Origin of the sequence: Limnoraphis robusta BA-68 BA1, from assembly GCF_034932365.1 — a bacterium.
Classification (GTDB): Bacteria; Cyanobacteriota; Cyanobacteriia; order Cyanobacteriales; family Microcoleaceae; genus Capilliphycus; species Capilliphycus robustus.
Genome location: NZ_JAYGHR010000002.1, coordinates 165,232 through 180,915 on the forward strand (window position 1 = coordinate 165,232; position 15,684 = coordinate 180,915).

The 15,684-nt window shown below is 40.8% G+C and carries 13 protein-coding genes and 1 pseudogene; 11 read left to right on the plus strand and 3 right to left on the minus strand.

Translation table 11 applies throughout. From position 1 onward, the window contains the following. Window positions 1-64 precede the first annotated feature (64 nt). From VB836_RS01935 to VB836_RS01965, 7 genes are all read left to right on the plus strand, one after another. Window positions 65-2,374, plus strand: coding sequence for a family 10 glycosylhydrolase (locus VB836_RS01935; protein WP_323217749.1), 2,310 nt, complete (start codon window positions 65-67; stop codon window positions 2,372-2,374). 63 nt (window positions 2,375-2,437) lie between these two features. Continuing rightward, complete coding sequence (locus tag VB836_RS01940) at window positions 2,438-2,812, plus strand: hypothetical protein (RefSeq protein ID WP_323217750.1); 375 nt, start codon at window positions 2,438-2,440, stop codon at window positions 2,810-2,812. A gap of 254 nt (window positions 2,813-3,066) precedes the next feature. Then, window positions 3,067-4,011 carry a hypothetical protein gene (locus VB836_RS01945; protein ID WP_323217751.1) on the plus strand — a complete coding sequence of 315 codons (945 nt, stop codon included), beginning with the start codon at window positions 3,067-3,069 and terminating at the stop codon, window positions 4,009-4,011. A 47-nt stretch (window positions 4,012-4,058) separates the two neighbouring features. Further along, entirely contained in the window at window positions 4,059-5,084 is a 1,026-nt protein-coding gene (locus VB836_RS01950; protein ID WP_323217752.1) for a caspase family protein, read from the plus strand. A gap of 152 nt (window positions 5,085-5,236) precedes the next feature. Continuing rightward, complete coding sequence (locus VB836_RS01955) at window positions 5,237-6,163, plus strand: hypothetical protein (protein WP_323217753.1); 927 nt, start codon at window positions 5,237-5,239, stop codon at window positions 6,161-6,163. Window positions 6,164-6,338: 175 nt separating this feature from the next. Next, window positions 6,339-7,136, plus strand: a complete 798-nt coding sequence (locus VB836_RS01960) for a caspase family protein (protein ID WP_323217754.1) — start codon at window positions 6,339-6,341, stop codon at window positions 7,134-7,136. A 252-nt stretch (window positions 7,137-7,388) separates the two neighbouring features. Beyond that, window positions 7,389-7,802 (plus strand): CHAT domain-containing protein, encoded by a 414-nt coding sequence (locus VB836_RS01965; RefSeq protein ID WP_323217755.1) that lies wholly within the window; start codon window positions 7,389-7,391, stop codon window positions 7,800-7,802. Between the two features lie 320 nt (window positions 7,803-8,122). Here VB836_RS01965 and VB836_RS01970 read toward each other — a convergent pair whose 3' ends face one another. Then, a complete protein-coding gene (locus VB836_RS01970) occupies window positions 8,123-8,347 on the minus strand; it encodes a hypothetical protein (RefSeq protein WP_323217756.1) in 225 nt (74 codons plus the stop codon). A gap of 138 nt (window positions 8,348-8,485) precedes the next feature. After that, window positions 8,486-8,758: pseudogene (locus VB836_RS30275) on the minus strand (calcium-binding protein); the annotation flags it as partial. Between the two features lie 224 nt (window positions 8,759-8,982). On the opposite strand from VB836_RS30275, the gene VB836_RS01975 reads away from it, so the two are divergent. Continuing rightward, complete coding sequence (locus VB836_RS01975) at window positions 8,983-9,819, plus strand: formylglycine-generating enzyme family protein (RefSeq protein WP_323217757.1); 837 nt, start codon at window positions 8,983-8,985, stop codon at window positions 9,817-9,819. A gap of 95 nt (window positions 9,820-9,914) precedes the next feature. On the opposite strand, the gene VB836_RS01980 is transcribed toward VB836_RS01975, so the two are convergent. Next, on the minus strand, window positions 9,915-10,124 hold the full coding sequence (locus VB836_RS01980; protein WP_323217758.1) for a hypothetical protein: 210 nt from the start codon (window positions 10,122-10,124) through the stop codon (window positions 9,915-9,917). 221 nt (window positions 10,125-10,345) lie between these two features. Here VB836_RS01980 and VB836_RS01985 point away from each other — a divergent pair, with 221 nt between their 5' ends. The 3 genes from VB836_RS01985 to VB836_RS01995 all read left to right on the plus strand — a co-directional run bounded on the left by VB836_RS01985 (window position 10,346) and on the right by VB836_RS01995 (window position 15,681). After that, a complete protein-coding gene (locus tag VB836_RS01985; protein ID WP_323217759.1) occupies window positions 10,346-11,908 on the plus strand; it encodes a VMAP-C domain-containing protein in 1,563 nt (520 codons plus the stop codon). Window positions 11,909-12,040: 132 nt separating this feature from the next. Then, a complete protein-coding gene (locus VB836_RS01990) occupies window positions 12,041-13,072 on the plus strand; it encodes an AAA family ATPase (RefSeq protein ID WP_323217760.1) in 1,032 nt (343 codons plus the stop codon). Further along, entirely contained in the window at window positions 13,015-15,681 is a 2,667-nt protein-coding gene (locus VB836_RS01995; protein WP_323217761.1) for a formylglycine-generating enzyme family protein, read from the plus strand. The genes VB836_RS01990 and VB836_RS01995 overlap by 58 nt, the downstream gene beginning before the upstream one ends. Window positions 15,682-15,684 lie beyond the last annotated feature (3 nt).

Consider the following 15,684-nt stretch of genomic DNA (forward strand, 5'->3'; position numbering starts at 1 on the left):
TTCAATTAAGTATCTGAATATTTAGTGCTTGAAATTCTTGTTTCGTGAATTTGTATAAATACTTATGAATTTTTTTCTCTGGCCAACACAACGGCTCTGTGATTCTTGTGAACGTGAAGAATGCAAAAACGGATGTCGTTGGGGAGACAATTTTATTACTCGAAATATTGAGCCTCAAGAGTGGGAAGATATAGCTATTGAAGTATTTGGAACGGAAGCATCTAATCAGTTCCGTAACCCAAAACCAGCTAATGAGGATGAATTAGAGGCTTCAGTTCTGAGGAGATTTAACGTCACTGAACCGATAGATCCTGCAAGAATATCAGTCGAAAAAGATGAACCAGATTTCTTACCGTATAATTACTTTGAGATGGGAAAAAAATGTGGTCAATCGGTGTGTCGGCTACTTAATAAAGTTAATGATGAGGATAGGGATGATAGCGAAGAATGGCTCGCAACAGGTTTTCTAGTTGGTCGTCGTCATCTTTTGACTAACTATCATGTATTTTATGAAACTATTTGTAAAGGTGAAAAAGAATCTCGCCAGGAACACTTGCTAGAGGAAATTCCACTTTTAAATGGAAAATACGTTGCTGAATTTGGTTATGAACAAGATTATTTGCAGCGCGAGGTTAAATCATTAAAGTACAGTCTCAATAAAGTATTACTGTATAGTAAGGAGCTAGACTACGCTCTGGTAGAGATAGGAAAAGAACCACTAGGAAGACGGGGTTTGCAAGCCGGAGACTGGTTCGGTTGGCTTCAGCTTAGTAGAGACCCTAATACTATATCCCCTCCTTGGAGCGAAGAGATAAAGAAGGCATTTGAAAGTCAAGCTAAAGCACGACAAGTCCAAGACCAACGGAATCAAGAAGCTCCTATTACTTATGATATAAAGAACCTAGAGAAAAGATCTGTTCAAGGAGAGCCTGTTGTTATTATTCAGCATCCTCAAGGAAAAAGAAAGCAGGTTGTTGTTTCTAGTAATAGAACAATAAAATTATACAAAAATTATCTTTATTATGAAGCGGATATTGATTTTGGTTCTTCCGGAAGCCCAGTATTCAACCAGCAATGGCAATTAGTCGCCTTACATAATATGGCTATATTGGAGCGTGAAGACTCTGGTGATAGTAATGATGGTGAGACTAATGTAGAAGCAAAGCAAGGAGTAAGAATATGTCGAATTGTTGAAGATATTCATGAGAAAGTAACAAAACTTCTAGAAAATCCAGCAGATAATAAGAAAAAGCTATATGTATTGAAGTTATGGGACTTTTTTAACGAATATATTGATGCTTCGGTAGGACTGAAAAAAATTAATGCTTTTGACTATAAAGATTTATTGAACTTCTTAGTCAAGCGCCTTAAAAAAGCTGAGTTAAGAGGTATTTGGATACCTTACATTCCAGGAAGTAAAGATTATGGATTTTCTGAGGAATCGATGAAAAGCATTATCGAGAAACTCAAGGATTTGAATTTCAATACCATATACATCTCAGTCTGGGTCTATGGACGTCCTACTTACTCTTCCAACGTATTAAAGGATAAGCAGCTTCCGGTTGAGAGTCCTGAGTATCTCTTAAATCTGAAGAAAATAGTTGACTTTTGTAAAGATCAAGGATTAAGAGTAATAGCGAATTTTGAATCGGGCTTTAAAGTTAGTAAAAAAGAGGATGATTTCTATTATGAAGAATCCTGGTTTTTAAAGAAATCTGACGGCAACCCTTATGAAGAAAAGGATAGAAGTGATAGTGTAATATACAGGTGGCTTGATCCTTTTAAATCAGAGATCCAAGAATTTGTTCTTGATTTGATAGGTGAGATTGTAGGGGACTATGATTTTGATGGTATACAGTTGAACGGTAGTTTTGGGTTCCCTCCTGAATATGATAACAGGAAGGAGGATATGAAATCATCCAATATTACTCTTTTGATGAAGAAAGTTTTTGAGAAGGTGAAAGATAAAAATAAAGATGCAGTTGTTAGTTTGAATATTGGTTACAACTTTAGATGGTATGCTCAAAAAGCTTTGCTAGATTGGCAGACATGGGAACAGAAGGGTTACATAGAGGAATTGATTTTGAGCATGAGTGTAAAGGACAAGGAGGATTTGCCATATAGTTTACTTCCTCACGAAGTGAAGTTAGCTTTTAAGCATATACCAGTTGCTCGAAAAATTGATATCGGAGAAAACATGACAAGAGAAGATGTGAAGCAATTAATCGATAACAGTCAGCGAGATGGATTCATAGGCGTTTACTTGTCATGCCCTTCTCAGCTTGCCTCTTTGGAAAGTGATCGCGAAAATAGCATTCTCAATGGTCTCTTTCAATATTCGGCTGATCCACCAACTGTCTCAGATTTTTTTTAAAATTCTTAATTTATGGGGAGAAATTATTTCACTCTAAGTATAGTTTTATAGAACAAAAAGCCAGTGAATAATATTGATAAAATCAACACAATTCTACAACGACTTGAATCCGGTAACTGGAATAATTCTGATTTAAATTTATTGCGTCAAATCCTCCAGGATAGCGATCGCACTACCCTAGAACAACTCGGTAAATATAACGTATCCATTAGTGAAGGGAAGGAGATTCATATTGGCGATCGCACTTATTATCAGTGGGATGAAACTGCAATTCAAGCCATTGTTAGAGCCATTCAAGAGCAGATTGCTAAGATTCAGCCTTCAACAACAGAAAATATCTTCAACATTTCAGGGGGTACGATTGGGAATATAACGGCTTCTGGCACTATTATAAGCAATCCAGCCCCACCTCAACCCCCTCAGAATCCCCATCAGTAATGGCTTGAGGCGAAATAAAAGTTAAGAAATATTATTAAAATAGTGTGATTTAACTCCGTAAAAATACACAGTCCTCAAGACTTGGCAATCCGTGAATTTGAGGATAGGCTGGATTTACTAAGTCATCAAAGGAGAGTTCACCTGACCCAACTCAATCATCATCGCAAGCACTCTAAGCCTACCGAACTCAGGTAGCTTTGACCCTTAACTAACTTTTTAAACTCGTAACTTTTATTGAGTCAAAGGAACATTAGATGTCCAATCAAAAGTTATTACTCGATGGTATTAAAACAATAGGGGAGTATGACCTAGACCAAGATAGCGAACTGGAGGAACTCGCCTCAAAACTGAAGGAAATTGAGGATACTAAGTTTCCTGATTCAACTTCCCAGGAGAGAGGATTAACTAAAGATGTCGATGGTATTTTAAAATTTCTGGGGTGGGTTCAAGAGCAACCCTGGAACCACGCCAACCACACAATTGGCTATATTGCTCCGAGTCAATTGGGTGCAATGGAACCTTCATCTATTCAGCACGCCAGTTCTATCCAAGCTGATCCAACGCTTAAAAATAGCCGCATTGATATTCACCTCGATCTGCTACGAATCTTCAATTATCCGGGTAGTGGCACTCACAATATCATGGTAACATTTGCCGCTCAAAACCAAGTTTCCAATGCTTCTGAAGCGGTAACTTTTAGCCAGACTTATCGAGTCCCAGAAGGAGAAACCGCTCCCGTCAAAGGATGGCCTATTTTTATTGGATTAAACGTCGGAAATCGGGGAGTTGCCTTTGAATGTTCAACAATTAATGTCAAAAATGAAGGAGATGAAGGGGTCTTAAAAGCATTAGAATCTCCCGCTTTTAAAATTGGACTGAATCTATTACAAACGGCTCAACCGGCGATCGCACCCTTTACAGACATGACACTGGGAGTGGTCAAAGCCATAGCCGAACGCACTCAAAACGTTCCGGTGCAAAAGTTTTATCTCGGCTTGGATTTTAACGAAACAGCACCCTTGGGGTTGCGACTGCGGGAAGGAAACTATATTGCGGTGCAAGTTCCGGATCAAACCACAATTAAGTGGGATGGTCGCTGGATCTACGATCCCAAATTGGGGACGATTGTTCACAAAGCAGATAGTTCACCCTTGGAATATAACTACTTAGTTTTTCGGGTTAGTCGTTATACCGATTGAATAAATGAGTCTGTAATCACAATTCAACAAATTCACGAAAAAATCAAATGTCTGAACAGTTTTCTCATGGATATGCGTTACTAATTGGTGTTGGAGAATCAGCATATCCGCGCCTATCTCTACCTGTCACCGTCAAAGATACTCAGGCTATTTATGCAGCACTGATTGACCCAGAACTTTGTGGTTATCCTGAAAAGAAAATTCGAGTTTTAAATAATAAAGAAGCAACAAAAAATAATATTTTAGAAGGATTGAACTGGTTACAGGAATCAGCAAAATTAGACAGTGAAGCGACAATATTTATCTACTATTCTGGACATGGTTGGTTGAATACAGCCGATAATTGTTACTATTTGCTGCAACACGATATTAAACCCAGTAAACTAGCAGCCTCGGCATTATCGGCAGAAGTTTTCACCGATGCTTTGCGACAAATTCCAGCAGAACGCCTATTTGTGGTGATTGATAGTTGTTATGCAGCAGGAATGGCAACCTCGAAAGATCCAGAAGAAATCATCCGAGACATGGAACAGCAAGCAACAGATCTTGCAGATGAGTTCGATCAGTTCCAACAAATTGCGCCTTCCAAAGGGTTTATTGAACAACTCAAACAAGGGAAAGGACGAGTTGTATTTACATCTTCCAGTGGTGAGCAAAAGTCCTGGTTTTATGAAAATGAACTTAGCATTTACACCAATCATTTTTTGGAGGCACTTCAGGGTGCTGCAAATCAACCGGGTGATACAGAAGTAAGGGTTTCTAACTTAATGAATTATCTCAGCAAAGCGGTACCTGAAACGGTGCAGAAGTTGTATGGAAAAGCGCAAACTCCTAATTTTGATATGGCGACAGAGGATTTTGTTATTGCAAAACTTTTAGGAGGAAAAGGTTTACCGGATAAAGGGTGGCAAGAGTTGCAATCTCAAGCTCAGGAAGAAATTCAACGAATTGTCAAAAATATTGAGCAGCATGGAAAATATAATATTGTTGCTGACAAGATTGAAGGAGGTCATATTGGAGACAACATGACATTTTATGGTAGCAAGCCTTCGGATTGGGAGAAATCATGGTGAAATGTGTGTTACGGGTAGCAAAGGTGATGTCAGAGGAGGAAATATCAAGGTTTGGCGTCAAGATGGACGACTTTAAGATCCAGAAGATTGACGAGGTTCTGCATAAGTTGAATAGCTTGAACTCTAGTAAAAACTAAGTTCAGGAGAAAAATATGCACATCGAAGATTTTAAAGACAAACCCAACCTCAAGTTTGGTTTAGAAGGTATTGCCAGTGACTATATTCTGACTGAAGAAATTCACGAAGTTCTGATTGCTTTATCCTATCTTGATGGCCCTATAGAGAAAAAATTTGATATTCTCTCATCTCAAGCTTTCTTACGATTTCAGCGAGATTATAAAGCCGACCTGGGAGACGAGCAACAGTTTGAATACTTGAGCGTACAAACTGCCATTAAATTAATTGAACTCCGCTCGGAAACGGTGGCATCATTCAAAGACCCAGTTATTCCTAGAAATGACCCCGCAGGCAAAATTTATCAGTATATGATCAAGAAGAATTATCGATTCTTCACAGGCCCCCAGGAATACAACATTGTCTACTTAGAAGGGATTAACGAAGACTTTAGCGAAAATACCGACGCTCCCAACCATTTCAACGATTTGCGGGTTGTATTAGCAGTAGAAGAAGGCATCCCCGTCGTTGTCGGAAAATGGGAAGGAACAACTGAGCCGGGATTTTACTACACTGACTATCCCATGAATCCAAAAGGTGCCGCTCGTATCGCCTTCAATCAGTATCGGGCTTGGCAAGTTGATATACATGGCAACTCCGAACCCCATGAAGCGTTAGTTCAAACCGCAGGTGAAGTGACTGTTCATCGGGATTTTGATCAAAATATGACACGCACAAATGACAAGCTTGATACAGGTTATTTTGGCATTAACCAACATTACGGTTATGATCATCCCAGAAATGACATTTACACTGCTAGTGCCGGATGTTTAGTTGGTCGAACTCGTCGGGGACACCGAGAGTTTATGAGCATTATTAAACAGGATAACCGCTACCGAAACAACCGTAACTATGTCTTTTACTCCACAGTCATTGCCGGAGATGATTGGAAGAAAACAACCTAGTTTCTGAACAGATCTCAATTAGATTCTTGCATCTTTTCCTGAAATGATCGGGATAAGGATGCAAGAGGTTTTTCTGCTAAACTCCAAGAAGATTAATCTTTTACAATGGTTGTCATTGGAGTTACAGAATAATTATTTGCTTCAGTATAATATTGAGCTTTCAAGGAGTCTTTCAATGTCTAAACACGCTTTTGTTGTTGCTGTTAGTGAATATCAAACTGAGAACAATCTCCTCGGAGTGAAAGAAGATGTTCCCACAATTTTACCTGTATTAACCAATTATGGTTTTAATGATGTCGAAGTCATTCAGGATGAAAAGGCAACTCAGGAAAATATTATTCGGGGATTGAATACTTTAGTCAAAGGTAGAAAACCCGGAGATATTTGTATTTTCTATTTTTCCGGTCACGGTTTTCTTCTCCCTAAAAACTTTTTAGGAAATAACGATCCAGATGGACGGGATGAAGCACTTGTTCCCTATGAAGGAGTCTTGTCTTCTTTAATTCTTGATAACTGGCTAGGGGAGTTCTTTGAAAATTCAATTCCGGATGAGGTGGTATTCTGGGGATTGTATGACAGTTGCTACAGTGGGGATATCTCTAAAAATGTCTTTTTCCCAGATGAATTTGAAAAAACACTCCAAATCGAAGACATTGTTATAGATTCGCCTCCTCAGCTTCCCAAAAACAGCCAATCTAAAAAGACTCAAGAATTAATTCTAGATGGAACTTTTAAAAAGGTATTTCATTTTGGAGCAGCAATGGAATATGAAAAAGCACTCTGCAAGAATATTAATGGAAAATCCCGAAGTGTATTTACTTGGGCGATCGCAGAGGTACTTGCAGGAACACCAGAATTAACCGCTCAAGAATTTGAAGAAAAAGTGACCCATAAAGTTGCTGAAATCACTCGGGCGCATACTCCCAAACTTACAGCACCGCCAAACTTTGCAACTGAGAAAATATTCAGTTAAAACTGGCAAGTTTAGAAAATTAGCTGAACATTTTTGAGTGTTTTTATATCATCCAATGCTCAAGAAATAACAGTTTAGTTAGTGCAATTAAAGCGGAGATCTAGATGAAAAATCGTCCGAGTGATATTAACGATTAAACCCAAAATCAATGGTTATAATGTGCTGCATTTTGCCACCCGTGCATTTGTTCCGGGCGACCCTTCGGAATCTTTTATTGTGTTTGGTGAGGGTTAAAATCCAACGCTGAGAGATGTGGAAAATTGGTCATTATCGAATGTTGATTTAGTGGTTTTAAGTGCTTGTGAAACGGGGTTGGGTGGCTTTGATAACAACGGCGAACAAATTCTCGGACTCGGTTATCAATTCCAAAATCAGGGGGCGAGGGCTGTGCTGGCGTCATTGTGGAAAGTTAGCGATGGTGGGACTCAAGTCTTAATGAATGTTTTCTATAATGCTTTACAACAAGGATACAGTAAAACCGAGGCGTTACAAATCGCCCAACAGAGTTTAATTACTAAAAATACCTCAACCGTTGTCAGTCAGCGATCGCCTGATGGTACAGTGGTTTTTGTCAGTTCTGAAATTGAACTTCCCGCTAATATTCGTAATCATCTCGATCATCCCTATTATTGGGCATCGTTTGTTTTAATTGGAAATGGTTTATAGTGATTTTAGAGTTTAACATCGCTTGTAACTGTTCATTCACCATTCCCCAAGTTATGGATGAGCTATAGCGCTACGCGCTAGGCAAAAGGCAACAGGCAAGAGGCAAAAGTGCCAGCAGAAAATATTTTCAGCATTTACCAATGTCCTAACCGTTATGCGTAGTGCTATACAATAAAACGAACCCAAGGGGATTGAGTTCGTAAGTTTGTATCTATTTTGTCCATCTATACTCTATATCATTCCTCAATCTGAATTTTATGACTTCACCCAATCCGGTGAATTTTTATCCCAACTCGAATTAACCTTCTCGACTCCGGGGTTTACACAAAAACAAAGGCGTTTTCTGTCAGAGTTAAAGAAAATACTCCTTCAATAACAGCAATCAATTCATCTTCCCCTTCAATCATTTGATAAACGATTGTCCCACTGGGTAGATTTTCCAATGAATCCTCACTCAGCCGATAATCTTCACTCATCCCATGTAACTGTATAACGTCTTGTTCGATATCAAAATCTTCAATCAAAGCATAATCACCAAGACCCAAACTGAGATTATCGAGATCATTGTAGTAGCTTTGAAGTTCATCCCCGAGAGCAAAAGTATCAATTCCTTCACCACCAAATAAAGTGTCTATTTCACCAACTCCCCCATTAACAACATTCGGATCTGTACCAATAATTAGATCATTTCCGCCATCACCTTGGAGGATATCGTTATTTGCTTCTCCTTCGAGAGTATCGTTACCCTGACCACCGTAGAGAGTATCATCTTCATTTCCGCCTTTGAGAACATCATTTTCTGAATTTCCATTGAGCCAGTCACTATCGTCTCCCCCATAAAGTTGATCGCTTCCCAGGTCGCCAAATAAATAATCTTCGCCCTCAAAAGCTAATAAAGTGTCATTTCCTTTTACCTCAGTTTTTGCGAAAATGCAAGTGGAGATTTGATGGAAAATTCAATTCGATACGGGGACTGAGGACTGTTCTCAAACGTCAGGTTCAATCAGGAAATGCCAATTAACATTAGAAGTTTAACTTTATTCAATCGGAGTTTGAACAATTGCATTGGTGTGGTTTGTTCTGGGTATCGGCTTCATTTCCCATTCAATCCCGATTTAATTGTGTTAGATTATGCCCGGAGCCATCACCTGAAACGACTCTACAATGATGAAGCATCACTATGGCTGAATTAATTAACCCTCTCAATATCTATCGCTACAAACGGAAGAATAAGTGTTTCAACGAACATCTTGGGGATGGTGTAACGCTGACATTAATGCTCATCCCCGCAGGTGAGTTTCTGATGGGCGCACCCGAGAGCGAACCCGAAAGTCGGGACAACGAACGCCCCCAGCATTGGGTGAGAGTACAGCAGTTTTTGATGGGATGCTACCCTGTTACTCAGGCACAGTGGCGGGCTGTGGCAAGATATCAACAAATAGAACAGGAGTTAAACCCAGAACCGTCTATGTTTAAAGGAGATAACCGCCCTGTTGAGCAAGTCAGTTGGAACGATGCGACTGAGTTTTGCAAGCGACTCTCCGCAAAAACCGGACGAGAATATAAATTACCCAGTGAGGCACAGTGGGAATATGCTTGTCGGGCGGGAACGAAAACCCCATTTCATTTTGGAGAAATCATCACAACTGACCTCGCTAACTACAACGGAAACTACACTTACAATGGTAGTCCTCAAGGAAAGTATTGCCAAAAAACAACAGAAGTAGGAAGTTTTCCCGCCAACGAATGGGGGCTGCACGGTCTGCACGGCAATGTTTGGGAATGGTGCGAGGATCACAAGCACGATAGCTATGAAGGAGCGCCAACAGATGGAAGTGCTTGGATAAATGAAGACCATGCAAATACTTATCGGGTGTTGCGAGGGGGTTCGTGTTACTTTTTTCCCAGGTACTGTCGTTCTGCCTTTCGTAACCTCAACTATCCCCTTGATATGTTCAACGACAATGTTGGTTTTCGGGTATGCTGCACAATACCAAAGAATATTCTTAACACTTAACAAGAGTTTCGACGAATTTGTAGGGTGCATCAGATAATTAAATTAGTGATTTTATAACTCCTGTCCAAATCTAATGCACCTCAATAGATATAACTTTAAATTCTCATCAAATCTGTATCGATATCGAAGTTTTTTCGAGGCTGAGAAAATCGAGAACCCCCATCTTTAACTTCAGGCGGTTCATTGTTCTTCTTGTTTGCGAAACAGATGAAAGTTTGATTAAAGGGTTGAGACATCGGACTAGAATATAAACAAACAGCAGGAATAATAACAGTTAACAAAACCGGAATGGATAAAATTTTCATATTCTTCTCCTCACTTGTTTAATGTTTTCTGTAGTTGAGTCAGCAGAACCTCCTCCTCAACTGAACTGACTATCGCTTTGGGGTTGTACCCGAAAGCAAGCGGACTTTCAGAATTAGCAAAAATCGAGGTATATTGGGCATTGGGGTAGTTTGGGGTCAGTCAGAACATTGGAACCCAACGCCTTAACCCCAAACTTTTTGCCAAAATATCCTTGACCCCTATGCCCAGAGCAACTTATGGCCCCAAAGTCAAAGCCCGAGCCAAATCTTTATTGAAAATCCTGCTATTATTTGTTAAAGGAGAAGTTGAAAATAGCGCTCGCTTTGATCTAAAATACTGTTGGTTAGATGAAGAAAAACCTCCCCAACTGCGGATAGAAACGAACCTCCGAACATTAGAAGCCCTAACAAACAGCCAGGAAAACAGGTTAACAAAAGCTCAAATTCGAGAATCTCTCAAACGGATGGATGACTTTCTGAACATCTTAAAAGACGAACGAATCCAAAAACGGGGATTAGAAGATTGGCGTTTTACGCTTACTTTATGGTCAAAAGATATCGAAGAAAATCTTCAACAATTTTCACAAACATGGGATCGTCTTTGTCCTCAAACTCAGGAAAAGCTAATCAGTGAATCAATTTTTCCACCGATACCTGAGTTAAACTTAATTCCCGAAAAACCTAACGTCGAACACTTAGATAACCTCTTACAAAACCATTGGGAACGCCTGAATAATAACGAACAAAACAACTTAGAAAATGCAATTCAAGCAGCATTTCAACTCTGTGACCCCGCCCAAGATTGGATAGAAGGCGATAGACTCGAAAAGTTTATAAACTTGAGTCAAGTCTCTTATCCCGGTTGGAGTGAAATAGATGGGTTAACGCAATTTGCTGTATTTTTAGCAACATTTTCGGATAATTTAACCCGTGAATTATTCGATAATATTAAAACTTTTGTTGAGTCTAGAAACCCCAAACAAAACTTCAATAACTTACTTATTAAAGCAATACGAGAAAAATCAGAACGCAATATTTCCCCCAAAAACACCCTCGAACATTTAATTATAGAAGTCATTCCCCAAGAACAATCAAAAGGAGTAAGAGTTTCAATGTGGGATGCGAATAATTTCTCATCGCCACTGGTTCAAGATGAAACAATGTCACTTGATGAACTGCCGAACTTTCTAGAAACTTGGTTGGAAGAAAACTCAGAATACACCTCGCCCACCCTTCATATATTTGTACCTCGAAATTGGTTGAATTTAGATTTGAGCGAGCGCCAAACCGAATCAGAATTAACCCTCGGAAGTCAATATAAACTGGTGATGCGAACCCATCATAATTTAACCCCTACCGGAAAACAATATTACAAACTTTGGCAACAAAAATGGCAATTATTAGAAAGTAAAATAGACCAAGCCGCCAAAACAACATTTGTTCGTGCTGACTGCGGAAGTCCTGCTAAACTCTTTCAAACGTTGAAGTCTTCGGAAATGGCAATTCTAGAAAACTTAGAAATGGCAAAACTCGAAAAAATCTTGGAATTTGTAGCCAGAAAAACAGCCCTTCCCGTTGCTTTATGGTCGCGGCGTAGCGAACTTAGCGATCGCATTGATTATATTTTAGACTGCCAAGTGAGCCAATTATCTGAACGTATATTAGAAGAACGTTGTAATTCTCTCACAGAAGATGACAACCACATCGGTCATCATTTAACCTTAGTTTGGGAAGACCCAAATATTGTACCACCAACCCTACAATTTGACTCGGAGGCTTGTTAGAAGGCAAGAGGCAGTTTACAGTTTACAGTGACCAGTGACCAGTGAACAGTGAACAGTAAACCGTGTTAACTTCTTCCCTCCTGAACTCCTGAACTTCTAAACTTCTGACTTCTGACTTCTGACTTCTGACTTATGAACGACCCAATATTTCAACCGATATTTAAAGGCACAGGTAAACCCAACCCAAAAGCCATTTCTAAGCTTCCTCCCCCTCCCCCCTGGCGAAAAGTTGATCGCCGCCAACCGGAAAGAGGCGCTACCTTTCAAGCCCAACCCACCGAAATAGAAATGGTGAATGCAGCCTTATATTTGCGTCGCCCCCTATTGGTAACAGGAAAACCGGGAACGGGTAAAACCTCCCTCGCCTACGCCGTCGCCCATGAACTCAACCTCGGAGAAGTCCTTTACTGGCCGATAACAACCCGAACAACCCTTAAAGATGGGTTATATTTGTATGATGCGATCGCCCGTTTACAAGATATCGGAGAAAAAGATAGAAGCAATTTCGAGAATATTGGTAAATATATCCGTTTGGGGCCACTCGGAACGGCGTTGTTACCTTCTAATAAACCCCGTGTTTTGTTAGTTGATGAAATTGATAAAAGTGATATTGATTTACCCAATGATTTACTTTATGTTTTTGAAGAAGGAGAGTTTGAAATACCGGAATTAGTGAGAATTGAAGAAATTAAAGGGTCAGTCGAAGTCCGAACTGCTTATAAAAATAATAGCCAAGATAAAACAACAATAATTCAAGGAGGTCGTGTTGTTTGCAATCAATTTCCATTGATGATATTAACGAGCAACGGTGAACGGGATTTTCCCCCACCATTTTTAAGACGTTGCGTGCGTTTAACGATGGAAGAACCCGACGAAAAACGTTTGGAAGAAATTGTCAAAGCGCATTTTGAACAAGAAGAAAATGGGGCGGAAAAAATAGCAGAAGCCGAAGAATTGATTAAAGAACTTGTCAAAAAGTTTGTGAAAAAACGTTCAGATCGCAATAAAGGAGATTTGGCAACCGACCAACTTCTTAATGCCGTTTATCTGGTGATGCGAGAACGAACTTCCGATTTAACTAACCGAGAAAATCTTATTAATAGACTGTGGAAACATCTAAACAGCAGCGAAGATCAACTATCGGACAATTCGCCCAACAGTTAAAACGTTCGGGACTGGAATTGGATGCGGCCGACCTTGCCGACCTGCTTTGGCTGGCTCAATTTATTGAGTCGGAAAGTGAGGGTTCTTCTGAAGAAATATCCGAAGAAAGTTTAACATCAAGTTCAACACAAACGAATACTATTGATGATATAATTGATGAGAGAAATATCTCAATATCCGAACCGACTTTTAATTTATATTCTAACGAAGAATCCTCATCAATATCTCAAACAACAGAATCTTTTGAACCTTCACAAACAGACCAAAAAGCATTACCTTTTCCCGTTCCCTCCGCCCCCGCTATTCGGACAAGTTTGGACTTGGCGCGTGCGTTGCGTCCATTGATGCGGAAGGTACCGTCACGCATTTTAGTTGATGTCGATGAAGAAGCTACTGTTAACCAACTCGCCGAGACGCGCATCTGTGTCCCCGTTATCCGACCAACCCCGGAACGTTGGCTTGACCTGGATTTAGTGGTAGAATGTTCTAAAACAACGGTATTATGGAAACGAGCGATCGCCGAGCTTCAACACCTGATGGAATATCAGGGAGCGTTTCGGACAGCGCGGACTTGGCGACTACAAGCCGAAGAACAGACTGTGCAACTGTTTCCCCGTTGGAATGAACGTCTAGAAAACCGTTTAACTCAGCGTCCCCGCAGTATTCGAGAGTTAGTTGACCCATCGGGGCGGCGACTGATATTATATGTGAGTGATTGTACTTCGGCGTTGTGGCGACAAGGGGTTATTTACGAAACGTTGTGGCAATGGTCGCAAACCCAACAATTGGCGTTAATGCAGATGTTACCGGAACGGTTATGGTCGCGCACGGCTTTGAGTGATGGTTATATTGTGCGGTTGGGGGGGAGAGTTGCAGGGTTGCCGAATGCGAGGTTAGATGTAGAAGGTTTACCCGAACTTGATGGGTGGGACGAGTGGGATGAACCGGAGGAAGTGAGCGACAGTAGATTACTCACTTTACCCATTGTAACACTTGACCCTAATTCTTTTCAACGTTGGGCGCGAGTATTGGCGGGTGTGGGAGAGTGTCGGACGCCGGGACGGGTGTTTGAACTGGCTTTTGTGGGGGAAATGGCAGATGAACCCGTTTCAACGCCTGTACGAACTGCTAAACAACGGGTAGAATTGTTTCGGGCGACGGCTTCGCGGACGGCGAGACAGTTGGCGGGGTTGATGGCGGCGATACCTGTCAGTTTACCTGTTATTGATTTGTTGCGGGATGAATTTCTACCGGATGCACAACAGGATCATGTGGCGGAAGTGTTGCTGAGTGGTTTGTTGCGGCGTTGTGATGCGGATGAAAGTGAGGTTTGTCAGTACGAGTTTTTTGAGGGGGTGCGGGATTTGTTAATTGATGGGGTTCCGATTGGCAAGACAACGGCGATTTTAGATCGTCTTTCTGAAATTATAGCACAAAAAGCCGGACGAACGATTAATAGTTTTGAAGCTTTGTTAACGGTTTTAGAAGAGTCTGAAAATGCTTTGGGGGAGTCGGCGTTACCGTTTGCAAGTGTTGGTGTGGATGTGTTGCGGCGTTTGGGGGGAAATTATCAAGAATTAGCCGAACGTTATGGGCGTCGGGAATTGTCTTCCGTTGTGGAAACGGCAACTCAAACGGTTGATTTTCTGTTAGAAGAACGGGAATACGAAGTTGCTAAAGTTGTTAATTTTCCCCCCTTGCAAACCTTCGAGTACGAATTTGAAACGGCAACTATTAGCCGTGAAAATGAAGAATGGGTTGTTCATCGTAGTCGTTCTTCTGCTTGTGGTTACACTGAACTTCTTAACGATGAAATTGGTTTGGAGATGGTTTTAATACCCGGTGGAACGTTTGTAATGGGCGCACCCGAAGATGAACCCGAAAGCCGAGAAAATGAACGACCCCAACACGAAGTTACAATTCAACCGTTTTTTTTAGGGCTATATACTGTTACACAAGCGCAGTGGCGAATTGTCGCGAGTTATCCGCAAATTGAGCGAGAATTAAACCCAAACCCGTCTCAGTTTAAAGGAGATAACCGTCCTGTTGAAAACGTCAGTTGGGAAGATGCTACAGAGTTTTGTAGGCGACTATCGACAAAAACCGGACGAGAATATAAATTACCCAGTGAAGCCCAATGGGAATATGCTTGTCGGGCGGGAACAAAAACCCCATTTCATTTTGGAGAAACAATAACAACAGACTTGGCGAATTATAGGGGAACTGATGATGATCAAGATAGTCAATTGTCAGGTTCTTATGGTAGGGAAAATAAAGGAAAGTACCGAAAACAAACCACCGATGTTGGCAGTTTTCCGCCCAATAACTTTGGGTTGCATGATATGCACGGGAATGTCTGGGAATGGTGCGAAGATGATTATCACATGAACTACGAGGGTGCGCCGACCGATGGAAGTGTCTGGATAGAGGATGATGGAAGTATCTGGACAGATAAATATCGTAGAGATCCTGGTTGGGTATTGCGGGGTGGCTCATGGGACAGTTATCCCTGGAAGTGTCGTTCTGCCCATCGCAGCTTTAGTCATCGACGCAACGACCGTGACGACTTTATTGGTTTTCGTGTGGTGTGCGTGATGCCATCAATGTAGCGT

Excerpts from the sequence above, each read along its gene's own strand:
- VB836_RS01980 (WP_323217758.1), bottom strand. The coding sequence starts at position 10,124 with ATGAAAATTTTATCCATTCCGGTTTTGTTAACTGTTATTATTCCTGCT.
- VB836_RS01935 (WP_323217749.1), top strand. The coding sequence starts at position 65 with ATGAATTTTTTTCTCTGGCCAACACAACGGCTCTGTGATTCTTGTGAA.
- VB836_RS01950 (WP_323217752.1), top strand. The coding sequence starts at position 4,059 with ATGTCTGAACAGTTTTCTCATGGATATGCGTTACTAATTGGTGTTGGA.
- VB836_RS01955 (WP_323217753.1), top strand. The coding sequence starts at position 5,237 with ATGCACATCGAAGATTTTAAAGACAAACCCAACCTCAAGTTTGGTTTA.
- VB836_RS01975 (WP_323217757.1), top strand. The coding sequence starts at position 8,983 with ATGGCTGAATTAATTAACCCTCTCAATATCTATCGCTACAAACGGAAG.
- VB836_RS01960 (WP_323217754.1), top strand. The coding sequence starts at position 6,339 with ATGTCTAAACACGCTTTTGTTGTTGCTGTTAGTGAATATCAAACTGAG.
- VB836_RS01985 (WP_323217759.1), top strand. The coding sequence starts at position 10,346 with ATGCCCAGAGCAACTTATGGCCCCAAAGTCAAAGCCCGAGCCAAATCT.
- VB836_RS01990 (WP_323217760.1), top strand. The coding sequence starts at position 12,041 with ATGAACGACCCAATATTTCAACCGATATTTAAAGGCACAGGTAAACCC.
- VB836_RS01945 (WP_323217751.1), top strand. The coding sequence starts at position 3,067 with ATGTCCAATCAAAAGTTATTACTCGATGGTATTAAAACAATAGGGGAG.